This window comes from Aquirufa salirivi (genome assembly GCF_045310485.1).
GTDB classification, from domain to species: Bacteria; Bacteroidota; Bacteroidia; order Cytophagales; family Spirosomataceae; genus Aquirufa; species Aquirufa salirivi.
Genome location: NZ_JBEWZH010000001.1, coordinates 536,303 through 562,712, shown reverse-complemented (window position 1 = coordinate 562,712; position 26,410 = coordinate 536,303). Strand labels below are relative to the sequence as shown.

30 protein-coding genes and 4 tRNA genes are annotated in these 26,410 nt (G+C 37.6%); 7 read left to right on the top strand and 27 right to left on the bottom strand.

Annotated elements, in window-relative coordinates; translation table 11 throughout:
- Positions 1 to 1,028 precede the first annotated feature (1,028 nt).
- From U0R11_RS02410 to U0R11_RS02385, 6 genes are all read left to right on the top strand, one after another.
- Positions 1,029 to 1,580 (top strand): hypothetical protein, encoded by a 552-nt coding sequence (locus U0R11_RS02410; protein ID WP_406749623.1) that lies wholly within the window; start codon positions 1,029 to 1,031, stop codon positions 1,578 to 1,580.
- A 19-nt stretch (positions 1,581 to 1,599) separates the two neighbouring features.
- The gene (locus U0R11_RS02405; RefSeq protein ID WP_406749622.1) at positions 1,600 to 1,998 is read left to right on the top strand and encodes a MerC domain-containing protein; all 399 of its coding nucleotides are present in this window, start codon (positions 1,600 to 1,602) and stop codon (positions 1,996 to 1,998) included.
- Between the two features lie 57 nt (positions 1,999 to 2,055).
- Positions 2,056 to 3,510, top strand: a complete 1,455-nt coding sequence (gene gatB, locus U0R11_RS02400; RefSeq protein ID WP_406749621.1) for an Asp-tRNA(Asn)/Glu-tRNA(Gln) amidotransferase subunit GatB — start codon at positions 2,056 to 2,058, stop codon at positions 3,508 to 3,510.
- Between the two features lie 9 nt (positions 3,511 to 3,519).
- A complete protein-coding gene (locus tag U0R11_RS02395; protein ID WP_406749620.1) occupies positions 3,520 to 4,632 on the top strand; it encodes a peroxiredoxin family protein in 1,113 nt (370 codons plus the stop codon).
- A gap of 3 nt (positions 4,633 to 4,635) precedes the next feature.
- Positions 4,636 to 5,436, top strand: a complete 801-nt coding sequence (gene proC / locus U0R11_RS02390; RefSeq protein ID WP_406749619.1) for a pyrroline-5-carboxylate reductase — start codon at positions 4,636 to 4,638, stop codon at positions 5,434 to 5,436.
- 126 nt (positions 5,437 to 5,562) lie between these two features.
- Positions 5,563 to 6,288 (top strand): hypothetical protein, encoded by a 726-nt coding sequence (locus tag U0R11_RS02385; RefSeq protein ID WP_406749618.1) that lies wholly within the window; start codon positions 5,563 to 5,565, stop codon positions 6,286 to 6,288.
- A gap of 4 nt (positions 6,289 to 6,292) precedes the next feature.
- Here U0R11_RS02385 and mutL read toward each other — a convergent pair whose 3' ends face one another.
- From mutL to U0R11_RS02300, 17 genes are all read right to left on the bottom strand, one after another.
- Positions 6,293 to 8,146, bottom strand: a complete 1,854-nt coding sequence (mutL, locus tag U0R11_RS02380) for a DNA mismatch repair endonuclease MutL (protein WP_406749617.1) — start codon at positions 8,144 to 8,146, stop codon at positions 6,293 to 6,295.
- Positions 8,147 to 8,238: 92 nt separating this feature from the next.
- The gene (gene rplL, locus U0R11_RS02375; protein ID WP_406749616.1) at positions 8,239 to 8,625 is read right to left on the bottom strand and encodes a 50S ribosomal protein L7/L12; all 387 of its coding nucleotides are present in this window, start codon (positions 8,623 to 8,625) and stop codon (positions 8,239 to 8,241) included.
- A 66-nt stretch (positions 8,626 to 8,691) separates the two neighbouring features.
- Positions 8,692 to 9,225, bottom strand: a complete 534-nt coding sequence (gene rplJ / locus U0R11_RS02370) for a 50S ribosomal protein L10 (protein ID WP_406749615.1) — start codon at positions 9,223 to 9,225, stop codon at positions 8,692 to 8,694.
- 2 nt (positions 9,226 to 9,227) lie between these two features.
- Complete coding sequence (gene rplA / locus U0R11_RS02365) at positions 9,228 to 9,926, bottom strand: 50S ribosomal protein L1 (protein ID WP_109321959.1); 699 nt, start codon at positions 9,924 to 9,926, stop codon at positions 9,228 to 9,230.
- 38 nt (positions 9,927 to 9,964) lie between these two features.
- A complete protein-coding gene (gene rplK, locus U0R11_RS02360; RefSeq protein WP_109321960.1) occupies positions 9,965 to 10,402 on the bottom strand; it encodes a 50S ribosomal protein L11 in 438 nt (145 codons plus the stop codon).
- A 217-nt stretch (positions 10,403 to 10,619) separates the two neighbouring features.
- Positions 10,620 to 11,084 (bottom strand): hypothetical protein, encoded by a 465-nt coding sequence (locus U0R11_RS02355; RefSeq protein WP_406749614.1) that lies wholly within the window; start codon positions 11,082 to 11,084, stop codon positions 10,620 to 10,622.
- A gap of 117 nt (positions 11,085 to 11,201) precedes the next feature.
- The gene (gene nusG / locus U0R11_RS02350; RefSeq protein WP_166375033.1) at positions 11,202 to 11,798 is read right to left on the bottom strand and encodes a transcription termination/antitermination protein NusG; all 597 of its coding nucleotides are present in this window, start codon (positions 11,796 to 11,798) and stop codon (positions 11,202 to 11,204) included.
- 35 nt (positions 11,799 to 11,833) lie between these two features.
- Positions 11,834 to 12,025, bottom strand: a complete 192-nt coding sequence (gene secE / locus U0R11_RS02345; RefSeq protein ID WP_166375032.1) for a preprotein translocase subunit SecE — start codon at positions 12,023 to 12,025, stop codon at positions 11,834 to 11,836.
- Between the two features lie 36 nt (positions 12,026 to 12,061).
- A tRNA-Trp gene (locus U0R11_RS02340) sits at positions 12,062 to 12,135 on the bottom strand.
- 62 nt (positions 12,136 to 12,197) lie between these two features.
- Entirely contained in the window at positions 12,198 to 12,944 is a 747-nt protein-coding gene (locus U0R11_RS02335; RefSeq protein ID WP_406749613.1) for an NIPSNAP family protein, read from the bottom strand.
- A 149-nt stretch (positions 12,945 to 13,093) separates the two neighbouring features.
- The gene (gene tuf / locus U0R11_RS02330) at positions 13,094 to 14,281 is read right to left on the bottom strand and encodes an elongation factor Tu (RefSeq protein ID WP_406749612.1); all 1,188 of its coding nucleotides are present in this window, start codon (positions 14,279 to 14,281) and stop codon (positions 13,094 to 13,096) included.
- 83 nt (positions 14,282 to 14,364) lie between these two features.
- Positions 14,365 to 14,436, bottom strand: a tRNA-Thr gene (locus U0R11_RS02325).
- Between the two features lie 86 nt (positions 14,437 to 14,522).
- Positions 14,523 to 14,595 (bottom strand) — tRNA-Gly (locus tag U0R11_RS02320).
- A gap of 44 nt (positions 14,596 to 14,639) precedes the next feature.
- Positions 14,640 to 14,725: transfer RNA gene (locus U0R11_RS02315), tRNA-Tyr, on the bottom strand.
- Positions 14,726 to 14,826: 101 nt separating this feature from the next.
- Positions 14,827 to 16,005 carry an outer membrane beta-barrel protein gene (locus tag U0R11_RS02310; protein WP_406749611.1) on the bottom strand — a complete coding sequence of 393 codons (1,179 nt, stop codon included), beginning with the start codon at positions 16,003 to 16,005 and terminating at the stop codon, positions 14,827 to 14,829.
- A gap of 4 nt (positions 16,006 to 16,009) precedes the next feature.
- Positions 16,010 to 16,807, bottom strand: a complete 798-nt coding sequence (locus U0R11_RS02305) for a hypothetical protein (protein WP_406749610.1) — start codon at positions 16,805 to 16,807, stop codon at positions 16,010 to 16,012.
- On the bottom strand, positions 16,804 to 17,352 hold the full coding sequence (locus U0R11_RS02300; protein ID WP_406749609.1) for an RNA polymerase sigma factor: 549 nt from the start codon (positions 17,350 to 17,352) through the stop codon (positions 16,804 to 16,806). The genes U0R11_RS02305 and U0R11_RS02300 overlap by 4 nt, the downstream gene beginning before the upstream one ends.
- Before the next feature lie 105 nt (positions 17,353 to 17,457).
- On the opposite strand from U0R11_RS02300, the gene murI reads away from it, so the two are divergent.
- A complete protein-coding gene (gene murI / locus U0R11_RS02295; RefSeq protein WP_406749608.1) occupies positions 17,458 to 18,267 on the top strand; it encodes a glutamate racemase in 810 nt (269 codons plus the stop codon).
- Here the strand turns inward: murI and U0R11_RS02290 are convergent, their stop codons facing one another.
- From U0R11_RS02290 to U0R11_RS02245, 10 genes are all read right to left on the bottom strand, one after another.
- The gene (locus U0R11_RS02290; RefSeq protein WP_406749607.1) at positions 18,268 to 18,525 is read right to left on the bottom strand and encodes a hypothetical protein; all 258 of its coding nucleotides are present in this window, start codon (positions 18,523 to 18,525) and stop codon (positions 18,268 to 18,270) included.
- A 25-nt stretch (positions 18,526 to 18,550) separates the two neighbouring features.
- Entirely contained in the window at positions 18,551 to 19,090 is a 540-nt protein-coding gene (locus U0R11_RS02285; RefSeq protein ID WP_406749606.1) for a DUF420 domain-containing protein, read from the bottom strand.
- A gap of 1 nt (position 19,091) precedes the next feature.
- On the bottom strand, positions 19,092 to 19,811 hold the full coding sequence (locus tag U0R11_RS02280; protein WP_406749605.1) for an SCO family protein: 720 nt from the start codon (positions 19,809 to 19,811) through the stop codon (positions 19,092 to 19,094).
- A 24-nt stretch (positions 19,812 to 19,835) separates the two neighbouring features.
- Entirely contained in the window at positions 19,836 to 20,153 is a 318-nt protein-coding gene (locus tag U0R11_RS02275; protein ID WP_406749604.1) for a cytochrome C oxidase subunit IV family protein, read from the bottom strand.
- 18 nt (positions 20,154 to 20,171) lie between these two features.
- Complete coding sequence (locus tag U0R11_RS02270) at positions 20,172 to 20,939, bottom strand: cytochrome c oxidase subunit 3 (protein ID WP_166229861.1); 768 nt, start codon at positions 20,937 to 20,939, stop codon at positions 20,172 to 20,174.
- Positions 20,940 to 20,950: 11 nt separating this feature from the next.
- Entirely contained in the window at positions 20,951 to 21,529 is a 579-nt protein-coding gene (locus U0R11_RS02265) for a cytochrome c oxidase subunit 3 (RefSeq protein WP_406749603.1), read from the bottom strand.
- A 4-nt stretch (positions 21,530 to 21,533) separates the two neighbouring features.
- Positions 21,534 to 22,382 (bottom strand): heme o synthase, encoded by an 849-nt coding sequence (gene cyoE / locus U0R11_RS02260; RefSeq protein WP_406749602.1) that lies wholly within the window; start codon positions 22,380 to 22,382, stop codon positions 21,534 to 21,536.
- A gap of 1 nt (position 22,383) precedes the next feature.
- Entirely contained in the window at positions 22,384 to 23,289 is a 906-nt protein-coding gene (locus U0R11_RS02255; protein ID WP_406749601.1) for a COX15/CtaA family protein, read from the bottom strand.
- A 71-nt stretch (positions 23,290 to 23,360) separates the two neighbouring features.
- A complete protein-coding gene (locus U0R11_RS02250) occupies positions 23,361 to 25,265 on the bottom strand; it encodes a cytochrome c oxidase subunit I (RefSeq protein WP_406749600.1) in 1,905 nt (634 codons plus the stop codon).
- 29 nt (positions 25,266 to 25,294) lie between these two features.
- Complete coding sequence (locus U0R11_RS02245) at positions 25,295 to 26,380, bottom strand: cytochrome c oxidase subunit II (protein WP_406749599.1); 1,086 nt, start codon at positions 26,378 to 26,380, stop codon at positions 25,295 to 25,297.
- Between the last annotated feature and the right edge of the window lie 30 nt (positions 26,381 to 26,410).

Sequence of the window (26,410 nt, the reverse complement as noted above, 5' to 3'; positions counted from 1 at the left end):
TCGAACAGAGAAGTTAAGCCCCGCACCGCTGATGATACTGGGATCAAACCCGGGAAAGTAAGTAAGCTCCAAGTTATTATTATCCCCAAGCCCGCTAGATTCTAGTGGGCTTTTTTTTTGCTGAATGTAGAATGTAGAATTAGTGGTTAGTTATTAGAGTTTCGAATGTGAATCCGACATCCATTCATAATTTATACTTCATCATTTACCATTTATTAGTGCTGCATTGTTGGAATAAACCTTTTCATGGTCTTTCTTTTTTTCATAAAAAAAAGAAACAAAAAAAACAGAGGAAATACGGTTAATCCAATACGAATTCCGCATGCGCGGAACCGATGTTCACTCCGCATACGGCTTTATCTTTGACGCTTAGCTTTAGCATACGCACGAGGTCAAAGATGCGCCTGCCGCTTCGCTCATGCTTCGTTCCCATCTTTCGTTGGGATTAACCTGTATAAGGATTAGTTATTAGTGATTAGAATGTAGCCAAATCCATTCATAATTTATACTTCACCATTTACCATTTATTAGTGCTGCATTGTTGGAATAAACCTTTTCATGGTCTTTCTTTTTTTTATAAAAAAAAGAAACAAAAAAAACAGAGGAAATACGGTTAATCCAATACGAATTCCGCATGCGCGGAACCGATGTTCACTCCGCATACGGCTTTAATCTTTGACGCTTAGCTTTAGCCTACGCACGAGGTCAAAGATGCGCCTGCCGCTTCGCTCATGCTTCGTTCCCATCTTTCGTTGGGATTAACCTGTATAGGGATTAGTTATTAGTGATTAGAATGTAGCCAAATCCATTCATAATTTATACTTCATCATTTACAATTTATTTTCATGCTACATTCTAACTGCCGTAAGCGGTGTGAATCACGGTTCCGCCAAGCAGAAAGGATATTATCAATGAAGCATGTAAAATTTGATATATAACTAGTTAAATGTTACAATATATATTGCAACATCGTTGCAATAATAAATCTTCTTTGTATATTTGCAACAGTATTGCAAAATAGTCCTCCTATGAAAAAGAACTTATTCTATGTATTAATTTTTAGTTTAACCTTATTTTCCTGTAAAAAAGATCCTGAAATAGAACCTACTGATGATAATGAACTCATTACCACAGTTCAGCTCGAATTTACTGATAGTAAAAATGTTACTAAAACTTTTTCCTTTCAAGATCTAGATGCTAATTCCATCACTCCACCCGATAAATTTGAATCCATCGTGCTCGATGCCAATGAAAATTATGAAATGGAAGTAAAAGTTTACGATGATTCCAGAAAACCACGTGTTGATGTGACCGAGAAAATTGAAGAAGATGCTGAAGCTCACTTGTTTGTATATAAAATTACACCAGCCTCTTTATTCTCACTAAAAGCGAAAGACAAGGATAAAAATAATCTACCCATTGGACTTAAAAATACAGGTAAAACCCAAGGGAAAGGAATTGGTAAATTGCACGTAATTTTAAAACACCAACCTCCTGCTAATGGAAAAAGAACTAAAACAGGCGATGAAGAAATTGGATCAACAGATATTGATTTAGAGTTTAAATTAGAGATTAAATAATTAGTATAATATCTAAATAATGAAAAGATATAGACATTTCTTGCCAATAGAAAAGATGGGTTTATTTTTCTCGATAGCCTGTGCTATTCATTGCATGACATTGCCTATCTTTTTGTTTTTTGCCCCATATATTGCAAGTAGTTTCGCTTTTACATCGACGTTTGAATGGATTTTAGTATCCACTAGTTTTTTATTGGCCATCATTTTACTTTTTCAAGATTACAAAAAACATCGTAAATTTTTACCGATGATCTACCTCGCTCTAGCTGTTTTAGTCAAGGTAGTTGAAGTGAGTTTGGGTAAAAATCCCTTTGAGTGGGCATTTGGCTTACTCTTAGGGATTTTTATTTCAGTCGCTTATTGGGTTAATTATCAACATAAAGTGGCGTGTACTTGTAAAATCAAGCGCCAAGCCTAGCTTTCCTATCCTTTTTTGTATCTTTACAGACTATTGATGATCTAATTTTTCAAATCTGTGAGTACATTTCAATCTACTATTTATCAACCGGTTATTGGGCTTGAAATCCATGCACAGCTGCAAACGGATTCCAAAATTTTCGCGAGCGATGCTGTCCGATTTGGTAGAGAGGCAAATACATTAATTTCTCCCATCAGCTTAGGTCATCCTGGAACTTTGCCCTTTTTAAACAAAAAAGTGGTTGAATACGCCATTAAAATGGGAATAGCCATCGGGTCTGAAATAAATGAATGGCAATATTTTGACCGTAAAAATTATTTTTATCCTGATCTTCCAAAGGGTTATCAGATTACCCAAGATAAAACGCCTATTTGCTTAGGTGGGAAAATAAAGGTTAAGTTAAAGTCAGAAGAGAAATACATTTCTTTTCACCACATTCATTTGGAAGAAGATGCCGGTAAATCTCTGCATGAGGGCGATAATCCATATAGTTTTATTGATTATAATCGAGCCGGAACTCCATTAATTGAAATGGTGACGGATCCCACCTTGCATTCTTCTGAAGAAGCTTTTGCTCTCGTTTCCGAAGTTCGCAAATTGGTTCGCTATTTAGGCATTTGTGATGGTAATATGGAAGAAGGGTCCTTACGTGCCGATGTCAATATTTCATTGAGACCTATTGGTGCAGATAAGTTAGGAACCAAAGTGGAAATCAAAAACATGAATTCCATTCGCAACATTCAGCGCGCCATTGAATTTGAATGCACCCGGCAAGCAGCGATGTTAGATGCAGGTGAAATCATTATTCAGGAAACACGTACATTTGACGCCCATACTGGTAAAACTTCGAGTATGCGAGTTAAAGAAACGATGAATGATTATCGTTATTTCCCCGAACCAGATTTAGCTCCTTTGCACATTAGCCAAGATTGGATCAATGAAGTTAAAAATACCATGCCTCTATTACCTTGGGAGCAAGAAAAAGAATTAATAGAACAGTTTGGATTACCGGCATATGACGCACACTTTTTAGCGGATACAAAAGAAATGGCTTTGTATTTTAAGGAGGCCGCAACACATACCAAGGCCCATAAAGCTTTATCTAATTGGTTAATGGGCCCTGTAAAATCCCATATGAATGAACACGTAGTACACATTCAAGATTTGAAAATTAGTCCTAAAAATTTGGCAGAGATTGTCGACTTAGTTGAACTAGGGACCATCACACATAATTTAGCGGCACATCAATTATTCCCACTTTGCATTCATGATACTACTAAAACGCCCAAACAATTAGTCGATGAATATGGATGGGCTTTGGCAGATAACAATGAAGAGCTATTACAATTCGTTCAAGAAGTAATTAGTGCTTTTCCAGATAAAGTAAAAGAATATCATAAGGGAAAAAAAGGGTTAATCGCTTTGTTTATAGGGGAGGTTATGAAAAAATCAAAAGGCAAAGCCGACCCAAAACTTGTTAATCAATTAGTCCAAGAGGCTTTGGCTCAATAATAATTAGCTATGAACCGTATCTGCATGCTTGCATTTTTCCTTATGTCATTTGCTTTACAGGCTCAAGAATATACCGTTCAAGTCAAGGTCAAGCAAATAGTACCCCAAAGAAAAGTATATTTAGAATTTCTAAATGCTCGTGGGCAAGCTATCAAAATAGATTCTTTAAGTCCTGATCAAAATAACAGCGTAGTTTTTCGGGGTAAGGTGTTGGATGATGGAGGATTTTATCTCATTAATTTTTATGATATAGCCAATCCTCAAAAGGTCATGGTCATATTAGAAGGAAATGAGCAAGTTCAAATAGAAGCCGATGGCGTGAATTTACCGGATAAACCAGGTACCTATCGTGTTGTCGGAGAATCGATTAACATCAAGATGATGAACCAAGTGATGGCTATATCCAAGGGCCTTGAAAAAAAGGTCATTGCTTGGAATGCCGAAATTCAAAAAACACCAGCTTCCCAAACCCGAATTCAAAAGGAATTTGAAACGTCACAAAATGCAGCTCTTAGTCAAATTAAAGCCTTAATCCCACAAATGGGAGCAAACTTGGTAGCACTTTGGACAACGAATTTTTTACCGGTAGAAACAGAGATGGCAACTTTGGAAATCATAGCTGAAAAATTTAAAGCTGCCAGACCTAATCATGTTCAGATAAAGCCATTTTTGGAAAATCTAAAACGTTTGAAAGGTGTCAGTATAGGCTCCGAAGCGCCAGAAATTAGTTTACCCTCACCCAATGGAGAAAAAGTAGCTCTTTCCTCTTTGCGCGGGAAATATGTTTTGATTGATTTTTGGGCAAGTTGGTGTGGCCCATGTCGACGGGAAAACCCCAATGTCATTAAAACCTATGCACGCTTTAAAGACAAGGGTTTTGAAATTTTTGGGGTTAGTTTAGATCAAGACAAAAGTGCTTGGCTAAAGGCCATAGATACGGATCAGTTAACCTGGAAACATGTTTCTGATTTGCAATATTGGAATTCTGTGGCCGCTCAAGCTTATCAAGTTTCAGCTATTCCTATGACATTTATGTTGGATAGGGAAGGTAAAATTATGGCCAAAGGACTTAGAGGGGCAAGCTTAGATCAATTTTTAGAAAATTTATTTAAAGGAAAATAACAGATGAAAATTGCCATTATTGGTTGCGGAAATATGGGAATGGCTTTTGCCAATTCTTTTATTCAATATAATTTGGTCAAAAAGGAAGACTTATTACTCATTGAAAAAAATAAGGAAAGAGGCGATATTTTACAAGAACAAAAGGCCGGAATTGTTGTAGATACTATTTCTGAGAAAATATCATCTGTTAATTTGGTTATCTTATCCGTAAAACCACAAGATTATCCTTCTGTGTCGGAAGAGTTGAAACAATATTTACGACCTGGCCAATTGGTGCTTTCTATCATGGCAGGTATTCCTATAAAGAAAATTCAAGCAAGTTTATCTTACCCATTAATTATTCGGGCTATGCCTAATACCCCTGCATTATTAGGTATGGGAATGACAGCATTTGCTTCAGCACCAGAAGTAGGATTGTCGGATATTCGATTGGCAGAGAATTTAATCAACTCAACAGGTCGAGCTGTATTTTTAGAAGAAGAAAGTTTATTGGATGCTGTGACTGGATTGAGTGGTAGTGGGCCAGCCTATTTCTTTTATTTAATAAAAAATATGATTGATGCTGGTGTAGCCATGGGATTCGACCCTGCCATGTCAGCCTTATTAGTGAAGCAAACAATGCTAGGATCTTATCACCTGATGCAAACCAGCGACAAGTCGTTGGATGAATTAATTCAGGCTGTAGCTTCCAAAGGGGGAACCACTGAAGCTGCATTAAAGACCTTTGGTGAAAAAGAAGTTGGAGAAGGTTTAAAAAAAGGTATTTTTGCTGCTAGAGATCGAGCGGTTGAATTAGCCAAATAATTTTCTTCAAGTTTGACTAAGTAGTGATTTAGTAGATTGATAACATTCTTAAGGATGATTATTTTAAAAAATTATGTTTCTTTAGGACTTAATTTTATTTAAAAGGGTACTTTTTTAATTAGTTCTATGAGGGTTGTAAAGTACCACATAAAAAAACAGGATATTGATATTCATTCAGACTTGTTTTCGGGCATTTATGCTATTTTAACACATACCATTGGTCCCAATCTTACTTTAGAAGAAGCATTAGGCGGGTCATTTTGTTATCCTGTTCCTGATGAAGTTTTTATCTGGAGTTTTATGGTAAAAGATAAAATGGTGGGATTCTGCTATTTTACCATATTGACACATGAAGATTTAGTGATCATTCGATTAACCTTATCGGTAGAAAGAAATTATCGACATATCGTTAAAATGCCCTATCATGATTTTCTATGGGAAATGATCTTCATCAAGTTAAAAAATTTGTCGAAAAAGGTGGTTTTTTATTCCAATCCAATCAACCCCATTATTTATTCGGTTATTAGGGAATATACTAAAAACTTCCTGCGTTATGAGAATAACTTACCTTCTCAAACGTCCACCATTAATAAGATTTACGATCTTTTTGAAATAGAAAGATATAGTCGCGTTAGGAATACCCCATTTAAAATGGAAGAAACGAGTTTGAATTTTGAGACATTGCGACATAAGAATAAGTATGTCAATGATTTTTTAAACCAAAATCCAGATTTTAAACAAGGGACAGGTTTGATTACTATGGTGCCAGCCACGGTAGCCAATATGGTCTATGCCGTAGCAAAAATGGCAAAGAAGCAATTTAATCCCTCAAAACCGAAATATAAAAAATAGATGATTAGTTCAGTAAATTGATAATTTCTTGAAGGTGAAGGGCGCGGCTAATTTGCTCACCATTCGGGGAGGAATTAGGATTGCTACTTGCAAATAATTGTTCCACCAAAGCATTCATTTCTTCGTTACTCAATTTTTTTTGTTGGTATCTGATGGCCGATCTATTAGACATTGCTTGAGCAATTTTTTCATTCCGGTGTTTGCTAAGATCACTGGCTTCATGTTTGACTTGTTCTAATATTCCTTCTAGCAAGGATTGGCCATCTTCTTCTCCTAAACCAGCTGGTATTCCTTTGACCCAATACTTGGCTCCATCTTCCAGGGCTAATTGAAAGCCTAGATATAGAAGATCCTCTTTGATTTCTTCTAATATTAATTGGTCGGCTGGACTAATATGTAATAATTTAGGAAAAAGTAATTGCTGGGATGCTCCATTTTTTCTCTGCAAATGATCCATAAATTGGTCATACAGAATGCGTTGATAGGCTCTTTTTTGATCGATAAGAATAAGGCCATTTGACCAACTTAAAGCGAGATATTTCTGCAGTATTTGAATAACCTGAAAATTGGAAGTATTGAATTCGGTATTTTCTCTTTGGTTGGCCCGACTTTGTAAAATGGTTTCAGAGCTGTATGAATGTTGTTCAAATAATGGAGCTTTTATAGCTGGAGCTTGTTGTTCAAATGCCTGAATATTGTCTTGTAAGCCTTCATATAGTTTTTTCCAAGCATCTTGCACATTTTTATTGGAATGTGTATTTCCTGAAGCAGATGAAAAATCTCCACTTCTATTTGAAGCGGCTTGTCCAGCTGGGTTGTGAGGAATGTTAAAATTTACATTGGTATCAAAATCCAGAGAAGGTATTAGGTTATGTATACTCAAGGTCTTTCTTACAGCTGCCTGAACAATGGCATAGATGGACCTTTCGTCGTCGAATTTGATCTCCGTTTTGGTTGGATGGACATTGATGTCAATATGACTAGGATCGATGCTTAAAAACAAAACATAGAATGGAAATGAACCTTCAGGTAATAAGCGTTCATAGGCGCTCATTACGGCATGATTTAGGTAAGCATTTTTGATGTATCGATCATTGACAAAGAAAAATTGTTCTCCTCGTGTTTTTTTGGCATGTTCAGGTTTACCTACATAGCCTTTAATGCTGACATAGGAGGTGTCTTCTTCGCAAGATGCTAATTGTTCTCGATAGCCTTTCCCAAATAGATCAACAATTCTTTTACCTAGTTTTTCAGCGGGTAATAGATAGGTTTCTTGTTCATTTTGAACAAAGGAAAAACGAATATGGGGGTGTGCTAGTGCGACATGCTGAAATTCATCCAGGATATGTCGAATTTCTACCGGATTAGACTTTAGAAAATTTCTTCGAGCCGGTATATTATAAAATAAGTTTTTAACGGTGATCGAAGTGCCAATCGGTTGTTGGATATTTTCTTGGACTTTTAGAACAGAGGCTTCCATTCGGACTAAAGTGCCCAGCTCATCTTGTTCTCTTTTGGTTTTTAATTCCACTTGTGCCACAGAGGCGATGGAGGCCATGGCTTCACCTCGAAAGCCCATGGTTTTGATACTGAATAAGTCTTCTGCTTTTCTAATTTTAGATGTGGCATGTCTTTCAAAACACATTCTTGCGTCTGTTTCTGACATCCCTGTTCCATTATCGATAACCTGGATAATTCCTTTTCCAGCATCTTTGATGATGAGTTGGATATAAGTAGCTTGAGCATCAATGGCATTTTCCATGAGCTCTTTGACTACGGATGCGGGCCTTTGTACCACTTCTCCGGCAGCAATTTGGTTTGCTATGGCATCGGGAAGTAATTGGATCAAATCACGCATGTGGAATAAATTAGGTAATGGCAATTAGAATTCAAATAAAGCAAAAAAAAGGGAATGTTGCCATCCCCTTTTTTCTAAAATCAGTGTGTGAATTATTTCAATTCAACTTCAGCACCAGCTTCTTCTAAAGTTTTTTTCAAACCTTCAGCTTCGTCTTTAGATACACCTTCTTTAACAGCTTTCGGTGCAGCATCAACTACATCTTTCGCTTCTTTCAAACCTAAACCAGTTAAGTCTTTTACTAATTTAACGATTGCTAATTTGTTAGGACCAGCAGCTTTCAAGACTACATCGAAAGATGTTTTCTCTGCAGGAGCATCAGCACCGTCACCAGCACCAGCAGCAGGACCTGCAACTAAAACAGCACCAGCAGCAGCTGGCTCAATACCGTACTCATCCTTAAGGATAGCAGCTAATTCATTTACTTCTTTTACAGTTAAGTTCACTAATTGTTCAGCGAACGCTTTTAAATCTGCCATTTTTTGAAAATTTAATTGTTAAGAATTAATTATTTTGTGGGGTAAAACCCCGGTAATATCGGGTAATTATTCAGGACGCTCTCCTAAAGTCTTCACGATACCAGCTAATTTCTTCTCGCCGCTTGTAAGAGCAGAGATAACGTTTTTAGCAGGCGATTGCAATAGGCCAATAACCTCTCCAATCATCTCGTTTTTCGACTTGATATTTTCAAGTGCTGCTAATTGGTCTTCACCAATGTATAAACCCCCTTCAATAGAAGCGCCTTTGAATGCAATTTTATCCTTTCCTGCCTCTTTACGGAAGTCTTTGATCAATTTAGCTGGAACTTTAGCATTTTCTGGGGAGAAAATGATTCCAGACATACCTTTCAATACACCTTCGTTGAATGCAGAATAGTCATTTCCCGTTTTCTCTAATGCTTTTGCGATCAAGGTGTTTTTGAATACTTTGTATTCTAAACCTCTTGAAAAGCACATTCTACGGAATTCTGTAGCTTGAGCTACTGTTAAACCGGCTGTACTTGCAATGTAGAAGTACGGAGTTACCGCGAACTTTTCGCTTAACTCATCAATAATCTGATTTTTTTCTTCTCTTGTCATGATTACAATCCAGTTACTGTCGCCTTATCAATAACAATGCCCGGAGACATAGTAGAAGATATATTGATCGATTTAACATATGTACCTTTTGCAGAAGATGGCTTCAATTTCATCAAGGTATTGATTACTTCTTGCGCATTTTCAGCAATTTTGCTAGCATCAAATGAAACCTTACCGATTGAGGTATGGATGATACCTGTTTTATCAACTTTAAAGTCAATTTTACCAGCTTTCACTTCATTTACTGCTTTTCCTACTTCCAAAGTTACTGTACCAGACTTTGGATTAGGCATAAGTCCACGTGGACCTAACACACGACCCAAGCGACCTAATTTGGCCATAACCGTAGGCATTGTGATGATTACATCGATATCGGTCCAGCCTCCTTCGATTTTTGAAATATAATCATCTAATCCTACATGGTCAGCACCGGCTGCTTTTGCTTCCTCTACTTTATCAGGAGTACACAATACGAGAACTCGTACGTCTTTTCCTGTTCCATGAGGTAGGGCAACCACACCACGAACCATTTGGTCGGCTTTGCGGGGATCTACTCCTAAGCGAACATCAATGTCCACCGAGGCGTCGAATTTTGTATAGGAAATTTCCTTCAAAATTTCAGCCGCTTTATTTAGAGAATACTCTAACGTCGCGTCATATTTAGAAAGGGCTTCCTTTTTTTTCTTCGTAAGTTTTGCCATTACCTTTTTATTAAAATGTTAAATTCTGATTATTACAATCAGAACGGTTTCTCTCCAGAAACAGTAATACCCATTGATCGGGCCGTTCCAGCAATCATACTCATTGCTGCTTCAATTGTAAAACAGTTTAAGTCTGGCATCTTAGTCTCAGCGATTACTCGCACTTGATCCCAAGAAACAGATCCTACTTTTTTCAAGTTTGGCTGAGCCGAACCTGATTTTACCTTAGCTGCTTCCAATAACAAAATTGGCGCAGGAGGCGTTTTTACAACGAAATCAAACGATTTATCTGCGTAATAAGTAATTAGGACCGGCAATACTACGCCGTTTTTATCTTGAGTTCTAGCATTGAACTGCTTACAGAACTCCATGATATTTAATCCTTTCGAACCTAATGCAGGACCGATGGGCGGTGAAGGATTGGCTTGGCCACCTTTGCATTGAAGCTTAACGTAACCAGCTATTTCTTTTGCCATATTAAAACATCGTTTTTAAGTGAATTATTGAGGTTTATCTGCCAATAAGGGTGGAAGCTTCCTTATCTGATGTACCTCGTTTTGATCTTCCAGCGTAACAAACCTTCCAATCCATTCATCCGTTTGATAATCAATCGAATAGAATGCCGCTTTTTAAACGGACTGCAAAATTAGGAGATTTATTTGATATACCAAAGCGAATTGATATTAATTCAAATTAATATTCCCAGCCATGGTATAATTCTAGATATCCATTGCCTAAAAGTTTGAATTGAGGCAAGCAAGTTAAAATCTTGATTTGGTCGTAGCATAATAAGGGTATGGAGACGACTAGATTTCCCATGAATATGCTGTTTCTTTTCAATGCAAACTCTATTATGGCCCCAATTACAAGTATGGTGAAGATCGATAATAGTGCAATAAGGTAATGGGCAATTACTTTTTCTTTAAGATCAAAATATACATGTTTGCCCTCAGGTACATTGATGGAAAATCGGGAGGAGGGATATTGGAATGGATTGAAGCGAAAGCCTATTTTTAAAACATGGTTTCCTGGAGGTAAATGAAAAGTATCTTGTTTCTCTTGGTTTCTACTTAGAAATTCTTGGGTTCGAGCATTTTTGATTGAAATACCTTGAGCGCGCAGTATTGAACCTAGCTTGGTAATCGTGATTTCTGGCATATGTATAGTGGTTAGTAGATGATTTCATCTGATTTTTCGCACAAGTATAGCAAAGTGAAATAAAATAAAAAACCCCAACCAAAAGGTTAGGGTTTCTCAATCCAACATAATTTTACTTTATTTCTCTACTTGAGAATAATTTAATTCCAAAGGAGTATTTCTTCCAAAGATTTTCACCATCACGGATAATTTCTTACTGTTCTCGTGAATCTCTTCCACTGTTCCTTCAAAAGTCGCAAATGGCCCGTCAATAACTCGCACCGTTTCGCCTTTGATGAAGGATACCGAAGCAAAGTCTTCTACAGCGGCCGACTCATCTACCTTACCTAAAATACGATTCACTTCAGATTGACTCAATGGCATGGGCTTTTTTACCACGACTTTCACTTTTTTCGTCTTTCCACCTTCAATTTTAGTTTCTTCAATTTCCTCATTCATCGTTTGAAGAAAACCAATGACACCCGGTGTAGAAGTTAAAATGTGACTCACCTCACCTGCCAAATCCGCCTCAATCATGATGTATCCAGGGAATAGATTTTTCTCGCGAATCACCTTTTTCCCTTTTCTGATTTCATAAATCTTTTCGGTAGGAATCAATATTTGAGGAACAGCATCCGCTACGCCTTGACGTGCGATTTCGTTCTCCATATACGTTTTCACTTTTTTCTCTTGTCCTGAAATTGCTCTCAAAACATACCATTTAGTCTCTGCCATGGCTATTTTCGTGTTAAGGATCGGGTTAAGCCCTGTTAAAATGAACTATAAAATAAATCCAATCCAGATTTGAATGCCAAATCAACTAATCCTACCAAGATGGCAAAAATTAGAGAGGCCACTAAAACCAATATAGAACTTGCTTGAAGTTCGGAAAATTTAGGCCAAGTAACGTTTTCAGTTACTTCTACCCAAGATTCCTTAATTAATGATGTAAAGTTGCTCATATTTTCACCGATTATTCGGCTTTAAAAATTATTACATGGCACGGGCACAAGGATTCGAACCCTGACCAAAGGTTTTGGAGACCTGCATACTACCATTATACTATGCCCGTAGGAGGACTGCAAAATTAGGCAAATTTTCCTAATTCGCAAACCCCTGATTAATTAAAAGCAATTACCACTGAGAATATGCCGTTGGTTCCAAGAATCGTCGAACTGTTCTGGAGTGACTATTGGCATATTTGGGATCATTCGAAATACGTTTCCATTCTGGATCGGCAGAAAACTTTGCCCAATTTTTATCGCGTTCAGCCATATTTTCAAAGCTGATCATGTAGGTTAAGCAGGGTGTATTCTCTCCAGCCAAAACTTCTCCAAAGAAAACCCGATGTAATCCTACGTTTTCAAAAACTTGAAGTTCTGCATCGTCAAACATCGCAATTTTTCTACGTAAAGCATCTTCATTATATGATTCGTAGGTTCTCCATTCATAAATCCGACCTTCATTTTTTGTTGGCAACGTTAGAGAGGGATGACCTTTAAAACCTTTGGCAAAATAAGTGGATATTTTTTCAAATAATGGTTTATCCAAGCCTACCATATCAAAGTATGCTTTACTTGCTTGTTGATATGCTTCATCTTTTTCTAAGGCAGCTTTATATCCAGCATATGATTCTAGGGAAGAAAAAGGGATTGTGACAACTAAAATAGCTGGTTCGGGTTTCCCTAAATCTTTGAAAACACCCACTTTAGATACGCCATACTTGTTTAATGCAGGAATGAGTGCAGTGGAAATATATTTTTCAACCACTCCCAAATTCCCTCTAAACTTCATTTGGTATGTTCTTACTTCATAGTATTCTTGGCTCATGGCCAAATGACTTAATAAGATAAGTGATAATAACGCAAGGATTTTTTTCATAGCATAATTTATTTCATGTGTCATTCGTTAGTATTTAGGTTTGACTACAGATTTTTAAAAGTTGTCAAATCTAAAAATCTAAAATCTAAAAATATTAGGCAAAAAAAAAGAGCGGGATAAACCGCTCTTTTTTGATATCAACTAATTAATTAGTCTAAGATTTCAGTTACCTGACCAGCACCTACAGTACGACCTCCTTCACGAATCGCGAAACGAAGACCTTTATCCATAGCTACAGGATTCAATAATGTAACTTCAATTGTCAAGTTATCACCTGGCATACACATCTCCACACCAGCTGGCAACATGATTTCTCCTGTTACGTCTGTTGTACGGAAATAGAACTGCGGACGGTATTTGTTAAAGAATGGAGTGTGACGACCACCTTCCTCTTTAGACAAGATATAAACCTCAGCTTTGAATTTAGTGTGCGGCTTAACAGAACCTGGCTTACAGATAACCATACCACGACGGATATCAGTTTTCTCAATACCACGTAACAATAAACCTACGTTATCTCCAGCTTCACCACGATCCAAAATCTTACGGAACATCTCAACACCAGTTACTACTGATTTCAAGTTTTCAGCTCCCATACCTAAGATATCTACTGTCTCACCTGAGTTAATAATACCTGTCTCGATACGACCTGTTGCCACTGTACCACGACCTGTGATCGAGAATACGTCTTCAACTGGCATCAAGAATGGCTTATCTACGTCACGCTTAGGAAGTGGAATCCAGCTATCAACGGCATCCATCAAAGCATCGATTGTAGCTACCCACTTAGGATCTCCATTCAAACCACCCAAAGCAGAACCTTGGATTACTGGAATGTTATCACCATCAAATTCGTAGAATGAAAGAAGCTCGCGAATCTCCATTTCTACTAATTCTAATAATTCAGGATCATCCACCATGTCCACTTTGTTCATGAAAACAACCAATTGAGGTACACCAACTTGGCGTGCCAAAAGGATGTGCTCACGAGTTTGTGGCATTGGACCGTCTGTAGCCGCAACTACTAGAATAGCGCCGTCCATTTGGGCTGCACCTGTAACCATGTTTTTCACGTAGTCAGCGTGACCTGGACAGTCAACGTGAGCATAGTGACGGTTAACTGTTGAATACTCAACGTGAGCAGTGTTGATTGTGATACCACGCTCTTTCTCTTCTGGAGCAGAGTCAATGGAAGAGAAATCTTTCTTCTCAGCTAGACCTTTTTCAGAAAGAACTTTTGTGATAGCAGCAGTCAAGGTAGTTTTACCGTGGTCAACGTGGCCAATAGTACCAATGTTTACGTGGGGTTTACTTCGGTCAAAATTCTCTTTTGCCATGATTATTTAGTTCTTAATTTAGTTATAAAAAGTTTCAAAATGTGCTAATTGAAGCTACTCTTGCGAGTATTTTGGTATTTTAGAGCCTTTGAGCAGGATTGAACTGCCGACCTCTTCCTTACCAAGGAAGTGCTCTACCACTGAGCTACAAAGGCCTTTACCCTAGGGCCAATAGTAGGTATTCTGGGCCCTACCAATATAAAAATCGTCTATGAGCTTCCTCATAGAACGACATTTATTGAGCGGGAGACGGGGCTCGAACCCGCCACCTATAGCTTGGAAGGCTATCGCTCTACCAAATGAGCTACTCCCGCTGGTACTTAACAACACAAAAACATGGTACTTTCCTGTGTGCGAATGGTGGGGACAGATGGATTCGAACCACCGTAGGCATTCGCCAGCAGATTTACAGTCTGCCCCATTTGGCCGCTCTGGTATATCCCCCTCTTTCTTATTTCAGTCAAACGTTTTACTGAAATAGTTCGCAAAAGTAGCTCAAATTTTGGTATCCACAAACACCTTGGTGAAATATTTCTAAATTAATTTTACAATAATCGGAAACCAAAGCTAAATGCCTGTACATCGGGTCCTTTTCCTTTCTCAAATAAGGGACTTAAATCATATGAGAAAAATAAATCAGGGAAATGTTTCAGTGCAAACTCCGCTCGAACACCATAGCGTATTTGATTGACAAATAAATTGGATGTGGTCTTGTGTAAATTATCTGTTTTATCTTCAATTGCTTTCGTATAACTGTCTAATCGATAGGAGACATAGCCACCTAAACCAATCATTTGTACAGCGGATTCTTTAGAATATGTCCAATGTGGCATAATCGGTATGGTTAAATAGCTAACAGTCATTTTGTTTTTTGATAACACCGTTTCCCCTCCATTGCCATCAATAATCGGTTGAAAAATAACTGCATCAGTCCCTTTTTGAATGATTCGATTATGATCGAACATGAAATTATACCAATCAAATTGTAAACCATATCCTAAATTAAACCTAGATTTTGCATTTGAAGCCAATCGGATCGATCTAGAAATTTCTAAACCTACATATCTTGAGCCCATTGGTTTTAATCCAAAGTCGGTAGACAACAAGGGAGCAGGAAACTGGGCAATACTCATAGCAGGCAAATTACCACTGGTTCCATTTAAGCCCAAATATAGATTTAAGCCTTTTCGTTGGTAGAAATTTCGATCTTTGGCCTGTATTTTAGTAGAGTCTTTGCCCCAGATTACCCGTGTGACTTCATCCCCTTCTTTTACCTGCACGCCATTCCAACCTACATGAACTTCTTCATTACCTTCCTTGACATGAATGCCCTTGAGTCCAACTTCCACTTGTTTGTTGTTAGAGCCGGGGGAGCCTGCTGAGTTTGCCTTGGCTACCGATACGCTTTTAGTGCCATTAAATCCAGCTTGATGTAATTTGATATTTACATTTTTCCCTCCTATGCTAACAACAATGGAAGTATCTTTCTCATTATCAGCTTGAACGGCCTTGCGGATACTTTGCCACAAACTATCCTCCAGGACTAATCCATTTTTTGAAAAAATGGCTTGCAATTCTTCTTTCAACGATTTTTTTGAATTATTGGGTTTGCCAATAATTTCCTGATTACGCTTATCAATTTTTAATAATAAGGAATCTTGATTTGGTCTAGCAAATAGACCTGTGCTAAGTAGGATGAATCCTAAGATGAATAATTTTTTCATAAACTTAAAATTGAAATGTTCTTTGTACTACTTGTTCGGTTTTGATATAGGTATTCACCACCTGATGAATACTGTTTTCTAGTTTGGGGTCTCCCTGCTTTAAAGTTTGCCAATCTACAGGTTCACCATCGATGGCCTGTCTTAATTGTTTCACTACACGAGCAAACAAGGAATTTCTTTTTTTGCTAGGCTCCGGAACATAGCTATTTTCTTTCTCTTGATTGTTCGCTTGGCTTGGTTGAATGTCAATTAACATTTCGACACTTTCTTCCTTTGCCAATGAAGCAGGTTTTTCTTTTTCAAATGCCCTATTATCAGCTAGAATAATAGGATTGGTATTGGGATTACTTTCTTCTATTTCAGAACTCGATGCTACTGTACTTCTTGTCTCTTGAATGGAAGAAGTATGTGAACGATGGCTTACTATGGGTTCTACATGATTTACGGTAATTGGATTAGTCGACTTATTACTTTCAACTATTTCTGGCGTATTCGAATTTGGTAAATGTTGGACTGGCGCATGGATTTCAGTTTGTATGTGGTTGGCTATTTTAGATTCATCCACTAAAGCATCTGGATTGGATAATTGCCACCAGCCTATTCCAAAGGATATGAATAAAACAGCAGCCCACGACCATTGTCGGCGATGAATGATGAAAGGGACTGCCCTTCCTTTTTTCTCGTCAAGCTTTTTTTCAATTTGATTCCAAATAGCGGCTGGAACTTCCTCTTCGTGAGAGTCTAGTTTTTCCTGCCATTTTTTTTCAAGGGAATCCCAGTTGTCAACCGATGATTTTTTCATGCTTGTAATTCCTTTAATTTACTCTGTAATATTTGTCTAGCTCTTGAAAGCTGTGACTTTGATGTACCTTCTGATATTTGTAACATATCGCTAATTTCAACATGAGAATAGCCTTCTATGGCATATAAATTAAATATCGTCCGGTAACCTGGAGGTAATTCCAAAATTAAATTTTGAATTTCCTCTACTCCCAAATGCATTAAAGCATCTTCGGGATGGGCAATATCATATGTTTCATTAATGTCTTGATCATAGCGATTGGCTGTTTTTCGAATTTTCATAAGTGATTCATTTACCATGATTTTTCGAATCCACCCCTCAAAACTCCCTTGGCCTTGGAAGTTGTCTATTTTACTAAAGACCTTCATGAAACCTTCCATTAATGCATCTTCCGCATCTGGACCTACACCTAAATAGCGCTTACACACTGCCATCATCTTTCCAGCGTTTACCTGGTAGATAATTTGTTGAGCTCTTCGGTCTTGTTTTTGGCAAGCCTGAATTAACTCTTGTTCGCTCTTGAAGGGTAGTAAAGTTTTACTCAATGATTATAGAACTTATTTGAATGTAAAGATGTGCATTAAACATAAATGGTTGCACGGGTTTGAAAAGATTTTCAAAATTCCTTTCTTTACGCAGATTTAATACATATGCCAAACTCTGCACCCATTGGGATTTTTGATAGTGGAATTGGGGGCCTTACCCTAGCTCATGCCATTACAGAATTGATTCCACAAGAACCCATCATTTATTTTGGTGATACAGCTCACTTACCTTATGGGGACAAATCCGCTACGGCCATTCAAGCGTATTCGGTTAAGATTTGTAATTTACTTTTAGAGAAAAATTGTAAGTTAATATTGATTGCTTGTAATTCAGCCTCGGCAGCGGCTTATGATTTGGTGAAAACCTATGTAGGGACAAAAGCTGTTGTGGTCAATGTGATAGATCCTGTCATTCAATATTTGGATCAACAGTGGGCAGGCAAAACCTTGGGTTTGATTGGTACTAAGCAAACAGTGAATTCAGGAATTTATGCTCGGAAGGCAGAAGCTTTGGGTAAAGATATCCATATTCAATCCTTAGCGACACCTTTATTGGCTCCCATGATTGAAGAAGGTTTCTTTAATAATACCATTTCAGAACAGATCATTCGAGAATATTTGGAACAAGATGTGCTCAAGAATATCGAAGGTTTAATTTTAGCTTGCACGCATTATCCGCTGATCAAAGCGCAGATAGATCAATTTTATCATGGCCAAATTCCTGTCATTGATACTTCTCAAATTGTGGCACAAGAAATTAAACATATTTTGGAGAAACATGATTTGTCGATACAAACTGGAGAAATAGGTTCTCGACAGTTTTTCGTTTCAGACTACACAGACTCCTTTGAAAAGTCCACTCAACTATTTTTTGGAGAGGCTATTAAATTGACTCAATATCCTATTTGGGATTAATTATTGTCCAAGTATCTGACTTACCTTTTGTCGGATCTTAAATCTAGCTATGCGTTCTTGTTGTTCTTTTTTGCTTTGACGGAACCATAAAAAGGCGATAGCACCCACCAACAAATATGGGGCACTTAATAAATATAAAATTCCGGTATTTAAGCCAGTTGCTATGTTGGATCGGCCATTGGAAATGGTACTTTCTACGGTAGTGCGGCACATGGCGCATTGAGCAACACTATCAAATTGCACAAGTACTAACAACAAAATTAAAAGCAGGGGAATGAATTTTTTATACATAATACGGAGCAATTAACAAATACACCAATACACCTGTAACACTAACATATAACCAAATAGGGAAAGCCCATTTGACTAATTTTTTATGAGAATCAATTTGATCTGTAATGGCATAGAAAATGGCCTTTAACACTAAGCGAACAACGCCAATGGAAAGTAAAATGTGAGAAAAAAGTAATATGTAATAAGTTGGTCTTAACCAGCCCGTACCCCCAAACTTGGTTGGCTCATTGGAAATATGATAGCTTACATAGGATACTAAAAAAAGACTACCTAATACAAAAGCTACCCCCATTAATTTGCGATGCATTTCGATGTTTTTGTTTTTGATGGCGATAAAACCCAAAATCAATATGATCGAACAAGTGGCATTTAATACACCATTCACGTGGGGAAGTATTTTTGTCCATGTGCCTAAGGCTAGCTTCGTTTGAATGGCATTTAACATCGCAACAGCAATGGGAATTACCAAGGACAAAATATTAACTATCTGATTATTTCTAGGTGTGTTTTCAATTTTATAAGCTGTCATATTATTTTTCACTCGCATAAATCTGTTTTAAAACTTTGATTTCCATCATAAGGCGGTCTACCTCCTTTTTATCTGTCCCATCGTAGAAACCTCGAATATGCTTCTCTTTATCTATCAGTATTAACCTCTCAGAGTGGATAAATGTTTCATCTGGATTTTTAATAGCTTGATCATATTCAGAAGCATCTGCCAATGGAACATGAAACCCTTTTAACGCTAAGGGATAAATTGTTTTTTTGTCGCCCGTTAAAAAATACCATTTATCGGGTTTGGCTTCAAATCGATTCGCATATTCTGCTAACTTTTCAGGTGTATCAAAATGGGGGTCTACTGAAATGGATACTAGCTTGATGTCTTTGTCTTGGCTAAAAGTATCTTGTAATCTACTTATTTGAGTCGTGATTTTAGGACAAATTGTGGTACAGCGAGTAAAGAAAAAGCTCGCCACATAAATCTGATTATCTAGAACTTTAGAAGAAAAAGGAGCGCCTTTTTGATCGGTAAGCTGAAAAGAGGGTATTCGGAAGAATACGGTATCCATGTCGGATTCATTCCAACGTGGATTCATACGTTTTTCCATTTTGACTTCACCTGTAGTGGAATCTATTTCTGGAATGTATCGAGGTAATTGAAAATGATTATTGCCAAATTCGTGCAAGCCTATATAAAATAAGACAGGCACTATTAAAATGGTTAATAAAATGCCTGTCTTTTTAGTCATGCGCCAATAAGAGTTTAGGGTCTACTAATACAAATGACCACCTTCGTAGATCAAGGCTACAAGTAACCAAACAACGAATACAGTAGGGATTAAAACTGCCCAGATAAGCGTTTTCACTTCATGTCTTAAGTGCATGAACTCACCTACGATATAAAAAGCTTTAACGATTGTCATACCGGAAAAGATAGCTACACGTAAAGTGTTAGCTGGCAATGTAAAAGCAATAACGAATTCAATTGCTGTAAGAATTAAAAGAATCCAAAAAGTTTTCCAAATAGCGCCAGTTTGAGGAGCTGGAATTTCTTTTTCTGAGGTTTCGTGTGCAGTAACGTGCGAAGCCATATGTTAGGGAATTAAATATTAAACAAGATAAAAGAAGGTAAATACGAATACCCAAACAAGGTCTACAAAGTGCCAGTATAAACCTACTTTTTCAACCATTTCATAATGACCTCTACGCTCATAAACACCAGTTGCAGCATTGAAGAAAATCAAAATGTTTAGGATAACTCCTGAAAATACGTGTGTCCCGTGGAAACCCGTAATGAAAAAGAACAAATCCGCAAAAGCTGGAGGTCCATAAGGATTACGCACTAAATTGGCTCCTTCGATAGGGGTCATGACACCATCTACCAATTGTTTAGCTGCTAAAGACAAATCTTCTGGTCCGTGGATGAAGTGACCCCACTCCCAAGCTTGTGAGCCTAAGAAAGTAAAACCACCTACGATAGTCCATAACATCCATTTTTCTACATCTTTGCGATCACCGCGGTGACCAGCTTCAACAGCTAATACCATGGTTACGGAAGATGCAATCAAAATGAAGGTCATAATACCTACGAATACCAAGGGTAATGATATGCCGTGTAAAAATGGAACTGCTTCAAACACTTTTTCTGGGATTGGCCAGTGTTGTGTTGAAAAATAGAAATCACTTGGACTTCCTTTCCAAGCGGGTTGACTGAAACGAATCATTCCATAAGTCACCAAGAGTGCCGAGAATGTAAAGGTGTCAGAAAGTAGGAAAAACCACATCATGAGTTTTCCATAACTAGCTTTAAGAGGTTCAGAACCACCTGTCCAAGTTAAATTTTCAGGAACAGTAGGGGCAGCGTGTGCAACTGACATGAGGTAATAGCTTAATTGTTAAACACTAAAAATAAAAATAAATAAATCCACAATGCATCTAAAAAATGCCAGTAAGTGGAACAAATTTTAATTTGAGTAAGGGCTTTGGCATTGATTTTCATACGGAATGCAGCAACTAGTGCTACAATTAGTACAATCAATCCGGAGATTAAATGTAGACCGTGAAGACCAGATAAAACGTAGACAAATGACCCTGATGGATTCCCGACGAAATAAACGTTCATTTCGACTAATTGTACCCATCCGAAATATTGTAAAATTAAAAACAATAATCCGAGCACAAAAGTAATAGAAATACTTATTCTTAACGCATTAAATTGGTCTTTTTTTGCGGCTAATAATGCAAAATGCATGGATGCACTGCTAAGTAGTAAGACAACACTACTAATCCAAAATAAATTAGGCAATTGAAACTCTACCCAGTTTCCTTCTGCTTTCCGTACAAGATAGGCACTGGTAAAAGCAGCAAATAACATAATAATCGATACGATGAACAACCACATCGTGAATATTTTGGGATTCACAGAGCGGGTCGCTTTGGCTTCTATGGAATTGGTTTCTGCGTTCATGTTATTAAATTTTATCAAATAAAAAGGCAATTTGCACTACGAGTAAATAGAAAAATGATCCAAACATCATCCAACGAGCTGCTTTATCTGTTGGGCGCATCATCAAGTAGAAAGTTTGGCAGAGGAATAAACTACCGGCTATGACGGCTATGATAGCCGACTGTATTCCTGTCATATGCAGTAAATAAGGAACGAGTCCTAATGGTACTAAAAATATGGTGTAAATCATGATGGTGAAAGCCGTTTTCATGTCTTTTTTTCCATCATTGGGGAGCATTTTAAATCCTGCTTTTTTGTAATCAGAATCGGCAACCCAAGCTATTGCCCAAAAGTGAGGGAATTGCCAAAAGAACTGAATGGCAAATAAAATACCTGGTTCCCATCCAAATTCATGTGTAGCAGCTAGCCAGCCAATCATAGGAGGGAAGGCTCCAGGTATAGCTCCTGCAAATACGGAAATAGGCCCTACTCGCTTTAATGGGGTATATACAAAGCCATACAAAATATAGGAAATGAACCCAATAATAGCGGCTTTCCATGATAAATAGCTAAGTAAACCTAATGAAATAAATAAAAGGATAATTCCATAAATTTTGGCTTGCTGAGGTTGCAAGACTGCTGTGGGCAATGGTCTTTTTGCCGTTCTTTTCATCAACTTATCGTAATCAATTTCTTTTAATTGATTGACGATGTTGGCCGCTCCCGTGAGAAGAAAGCCAGCTAAGGATATTAAAATAATATGAAAGGTCGTATGTTCAATAGGAGCCAATAAATAGCCAAATGTACCAGAGAATGCTACCGTGATGGATAGTCTGGATTTTAGCAGGGCTATATATGGTTTAATTATTGACATCTTATGCGTGAGTGCTTGTTTTAATCCACGTGTTCATGTGTAATCCAAGAATCACTAGTGAAATGGTTAAATGGATGGCTTGGCTGCCTAAAGGTAAGTTGACATAAGCCATTAATATTCCAGTAATTAAGGATATACTTAGAAAAACTAACAAGTAGGTACTATAGTTTTTTAACGAGCTGATTTTTGATTTATTTATTTTATTCCAAAGGATCAAATGGCTAATGAGTACTATCCAAGAAAAAGTTCGGTGAATAATGTAGATATTACCTAGATGACCGATCCATTCTGATTTGGCATTTTCTCCGTATTGAACAATCACATGATCCATTTCTTCTCTTACTTGGGTGCCTAAAATAATTTGCACAAGAATGATCACTAAATTAATCAATATCATGGTTCGAACCGAAGTAGGAATTTGGATGGAGCTTTGTTTGACGTGTAAGGCCTTAAATAGCAGAAATAATACGCCAATACTCAATAGCATATGCAAGGTGACTACGCCAGGCAATAGGAATGAATCTACTACATATTTACCCAATACGGCATTGCCTAAAACAAGCAATAGGGCTAGAAATGAAAGTATAAATTCTTTCTTCCCTGATTTGAATGCTAATATGGTGGTTATTAAAACGAAGAGACCCGTTAATGCTCCTATGAGACGGTTGATGTATTCAATCCAAGTTTTGGTTGGGTTAAATAATACTTCACCATGTAATTTTTCCTTATAGGTTATTTCATAATGGAGAGGTAACTCGGATTCTTTCGTTGGAGGGATGAATCTCCCAAAACATTTTGGCCAATCTGGGCAACCCATTCCTGATCCCGTACTTCGAACGATTCCTCCAGCTAAAATTAAGAGGTAGATACAAAGTAAAGTAACAAAGCCAAATTTTTGGAATGTCATGTTTGTGGGGTGAAAAAAAAAGATGCATCCAAATGAGAATCATTTCGATGCATCTTTTAAGTTATTGGTTTTTATCGGTTGTAACTCTCGTTCTGAGCCGCTAATAAACTTTCAATTTCCTTCTCTTTTGCAATCTCATCATTCTCTTCAGGAAGATTGGATTCAGGAGTTGCAGAGTGAGGGATATTTTGAGGGATAAAATCTGCCTCAGAGCCAGGTTTGCTATAATCATATGGCCAACGATACACGGCAGGAATTTCTCCTTCCCAGTTACCATGTCCAGGTACAATCGGTGTTGTCCACTCTAATGTATTTGATTTCCAAGGGTTTTGTGTAGCACGCTTTCCTTTGAAAATGGAATAGAAGAAGTTAACAAAGAAAATGGCTTGAGCTGTGAAAGTAATAATCGCAGCAATCGAGATGAAAGCATTTAAATCGGCGAATGCAGCTTCTCCATCATTTCCAATTGCGGTAAATGAATAGTAACGTCTTGGGAATCCTGCAATACCTGTGTAGTGCATGGGGAAGAATACTAAATATACACCTACAAATGTAAACCAGAAGTGAATGTAACCAGCCGACTTATTCATCATACGACCAAACATCTTAGGGAACCAGTGGTAAACACCAGCCATTAAACCAAAGAAAGAGGCCGCACCCATTACTAAGTGGAAGTGAGCTACCACGAAATAGGTATCATGTAAGTTGATGTCCAAAGCCGAGTTACCTAAAATGATACCTGTCACACCACCTGAAATAAATAGTGATACAAGACCAATGGAGAATAACATGGCCGGAGTAAATACGATATTTCCTTTCCAAAGTGTTGTGATGTAGTTAAATCCTTTAACTGCTGAAGGAACAGCAATGATCAAGGTTAAGAACATAAATACGGAACCAAGGAATGGATTCATACCTGTTACGAACATATGGTGGGCCCATACGATAAAGGCCAACACCGTAATACCCATCATGGAACCAATCATGGCACGGTAACCGAAAATTGGTTTACGTGCGTTGGTTGCAATCACCTCTGAAGTCATACCTAGGGCAGGTAATAATACGATATATACCTCTGGGTGACCTAGGAACCAGAATAAGTGTTGGTATAAGATTGGACTACCTCCCATGTTAGGAAGCGCTTGACCTTGGATATATATTTCTGATAAATAGAAAGACGTACCGAAGCTACGGTCAAAAATCAATAATAAAGCTGCAGATAATAATACAGGGAATGATAGTAATCCTAGTACTGCTGTAAAGAAGAATGACCAGATGGTTAATGGCATTTTGGTGAATGTCATACCACGTGTTCTCAAGTTAATGATGGTACAAATGTAGTTGATACCACCCATTAATTGTGACACAATAAATAAGGCCATACTGGTTAGCCATAAAGTCATACCTAATCCAGAACCCGGCATAGCTTGTGGTAATGCGCTTAATGGAGGATAAATCACCCAACCTCCAGAAGCTGGACCAGTTTCAATGAATAATGAGGAGAACATGATTACAGACGACAAGGCAAAGAACCAATAGGATAACATATTGATAAAGCCAGAAGCCATGTCACGTGCACCAATTTGCAATGGAATCAAAAAGTTAGAGAAAGTACCCGATAGACCTGCTGTCAATACAAAGAACACCATGATCGTTCCGTGCATGGTTACTAAGGCTAAATAGAATTCTTTATCTAATTTTCCTGACTCATCAATCCACTCACCTAAAATAGGTCTTAACCATTCTAAGCTCATATCTGGGAAACCTAATTGCAAACGGAAGATGATCGATAATGATCCTCCAATGAATGCCCATAGGATACCTGAAATTAAATATTGTTTTGCAATCGTCTTATGATCTTCTGAAAAGATGTACTTACGGATAAAACCAAGTTCATGATGTTCATGCTCGTGATCATGACCATGATCGTGTCCATGAGCGTGTACTTCTTCAGTAGTTGATACGGCTGTTGACATAGGTATTATTTTTGCTAAATTCTTTCTAATTATTTGACACTAACAGCTTCGACAGCAGTGCTATCTGTTTCGATTGGCTCAGCTGGAATATATTTACTTGCTTTCGCTTTTAAATTCTCAGGTACTTTTGATAAGTACGCCGGATTCATGGTTAAGAATGGTTTTTGTTCCGATACCCATTTTTTGTAATCTGCAGGCTCATCCACAAAAACGGTGATGGCCATACCGAAGTGACCACGTCCGCAAATTTCCGTACAGTTTAATTTAAAATTGAAATCTTTCTTACCTAACTTGACACGCATTTCGTCAGTAGATATAGTGGGAGTGAACCAGAATTTGGTTGGCATACCTGGTACAGCATCCATTTTAACACGTTGGAAAGGTAAATATACCGAGTGCAATACATCTTGAGCTCTGATTTTCAACAAGACAGGTACACCTTTTGGAAGGTGTAATTCACTAGCAGTAAAATCGTCAAATGTGTTTTTATCGGTAAAATCTAAACCCAAGCTATTGGTTTCGTCAATTAATTTATAGTTGATGTTCCCCAATTGGCTATCATCATTGCCCGCATAACGTACATACCAACCAAATTGGTGACCTGTTAATTCAATCACTACGGCATTACTGGGTGCTTGAGAGGTAATATCTCTCCAAGTTCTCCATCCTGTGAATACCAAGATAGCCATGACAATAGCTGGGATAATTGTCCAGATAATTTCAAGCTTATGGTTTACTGGGTAAAACGTTGCTTTTCTATTTTTATCGTTGCGATATTGAAATGCAAAAAAGAACAACAAAGAGTTGGTTATAAAAAAGGCAAATGTTACAACTGCCATCGAAATCCAGAACATGGAATCTGTTTTTACTCCATGAGCGGAAGCTGCTTCTGGAAGGAAATCAGGTTGTGAATGTAAGAATGACCAAACACCAGCAATTGTTCCAAAAAGCCAGAAGAGTAAGAATCCAACGGCATTGGTATTATTATGTGAATCAAGAGCAGAATCTGACTCATTTTCACCACTCAGGTTTTTGTTAAGCTTCAAACTCTTGCTGATTACTGTAATCGCTAAGATGAAGAATACAACGGATAAAAGACCAACTAGGTAATTCATATGTTTTATTTGTTAGAATCTTGCTTTTAA

What these genes read in the sequence shown, in the direction of transcription:
- U0R11_RS02250 (WP_406749600.1), bottom strand. Translation starts at nt 25,265, where the DNA reads ATGTCAACAGCCGTATCAACTACTGAAGAAGTACACGCTCATGGACAC.
- rplA (WP_109321959.1), bottom strand. Translation starts at nt 9,926, where the DNA reads ATGGCAAAACTTACGAAGAAAAAAAAGGAAGCCCTTTCTAAATATGAC.
- U0R11_RS02265 (WP_406749603.1), bottom strand. Translation starts at nt 21,529, where the DNA reads ATGAACGCAGAAACCAATTCCATAGAAGCCAAAGCGACCCGCTCTGTG.
- U0R11_RS02385 (WP_406749618.1), top strand. Translation starts at nt 5,563, where the DNA reads ATGAGGGTTGTAAAGTACCACATAAAAAAACAGGATATTGATATTCAT.
- mutL (WP_406749617.1), bottom strand. Translation starts at nt 8,146, where the DNA reads ATGCGTGATTTGATCCAATTACTTCCCGATGCCATAGCAAACCAAATT.
- U0R11_RS02270 (WP_166229861.1), bottom strand. Translation starts at nt 20,939, where the DNA reads ATGTCAGTTGCACACGCTGCCCCTACTGTTCCTGAAAATTTAACTTGG.
- U0R11_RS02305 (WP_406749610.1), bottom strand. Translation starts at nt 16,807, where the DNA reads ATGAAAAAATCATCGGTTGACAACTGGGATTCCCTTGAAAAAAAATGG.
- U0R11_RS02410 (WP_406749623.1), top strand. Translation starts at nt 1,029, where the DNA reads ATGAAAAAGAACTTATTCTATGTATTAATTTTTAGTTTAACCTTATTT.
- rplJ (WP_406749615.1), bottom strand. Translation starts at nt 9,225, where the DNA reads ATGACAAGAGAAGAAAAAAATCAGATTATTGATGAGTTAAGCGAAAAG.
- U0R11_RS02395 (WP_406749620.1), top strand. Translation starts at nt 3,520, where the DNA reads ATGAACCGTATCTGCATGCTTGCATTTTTCCTTATGTCATTTGCTTTA.
- U0R11_RS02275 (WP_406749604.1), bottom strand. Translation starts at nt 20,153, where the DNA reads ATGGCTTCGCACGTTACTGCACACGAAACCTCAGAAAAAGAAATTCCA.
- cyoE (WP_406749602.1), bottom strand. Translation starts at nt 22,382, where the DNA reads ATGTCAATAATTAAACCATATATAGCCCTGCTAAAATCCAGACTATCC.
- rplK (WP_109321960.1), bottom strand. Translation starts at nt 10,402, where the DNA reads ATGGCAAAAGAAATAGCTGGTTACGTTAAGCTTCAATGCAAAGGTGGC.
- U0R11_RS02335 (WP_406749613.1), bottom strand. Translation starts at nt 12,944, where the DNA reads ATGAAAAAAATCCTTGCGTTATTATCACTTATCTTATTAAGTCATTTG.
- U0R11_RS02245 (WP_406749599.1), bottom strand. Translation starts at nt 26,380, where the DNA reads ATGAATTACCTAGTTGGTCTTTTATCCGTTGTATTCTTCATCTTAGCG.
- murI (WP_406749608.1), top strand. Translation starts at nt 17,458, where the DNA reads ATGCCAAACTCTGCACCCATTGGGATTTTTGATAGTGGAATTGGGGGC.
- U0R11_RS02280 (WP_406749605.1), bottom strand. Translation starts at nt 19,811, where the DNA reads ATGACTAAAAAGACAGGCATTTTATTAACCATTTTAATAGTGCCTGTC.
- tuf (WP_406749612.1), bottom strand. Translation starts at nt 14,281, where the DNA reads ATGGCAAAAGAGAATTTTGACCGAAGTAAACCCCACGTAAACATTGGT.
- nusG (WP_166375033.1), bottom strand. Translation starts at nt 11,798, where the DNA reads ATGGCAGAGACTAAATGGTATGTTTTGAGAGCAATTTCAGGACAAGAG.
- proC (WP_406749619.1), top strand. Translation starts at nt 4,636, where the DNA reads ATGAAAATTGCCATTATTGGTTGCGGAAATATGGGAATGGCTTTTGCC.
- U0R11_RS02405 (WP_406749622.1), top strand. Translation starts at nt 1,600, where the DNA reads ATGAAAAGATATAGACATTTCTTGCCAATAGAAAAGATGGGTTTATTT.
- U0R11_RS02285 (WP_406749606.1), bottom strand. Translation starts at nt 19,090, where the DNA reads ATGACAGCTTATAAAATTGAAAACACACCTAGAAATAATCAGATAGTT.
- rplL (WP_406749616.1), bottom strand. Translation starts at nt 8,625, where the DNA reads ATGGCAGATTTAAAAGCGTTCGCTGAACAATTAGTGAACTTAACTGTA.
- secE (WP_166375032.1), bottom strand. Translation starts at nt 12,025, where the DNA reads ATGAGCAACTTTACATCATTAATTAAGGAATCTTGGGTAGAAGTAACT.
- U0R11_RS02255 (WP_406749601.1), bottom strand. Translation starts at nt 23,289, where the DNA reads ATGACATTCCAAAAATTTGGCTTTGTTACTTTACTTTGTATCTACCTC.
- U0R11_RS02355 (WP_406749614.1), bottom strand. Translation starts at nt 11,084, where the DNA reads ATGCCAGAAATCACGATTACCAAGCTAGGTTCAATACTGCGCGCTCAA.
- U0R11_RS02310 (WP_406749611.1), bottom strand. Translation starts at nt 16,005, where the DNA reads ATGAAAAAATTATTCATCTTAGGATTCATCCTACTTAGCACAGGTCTA.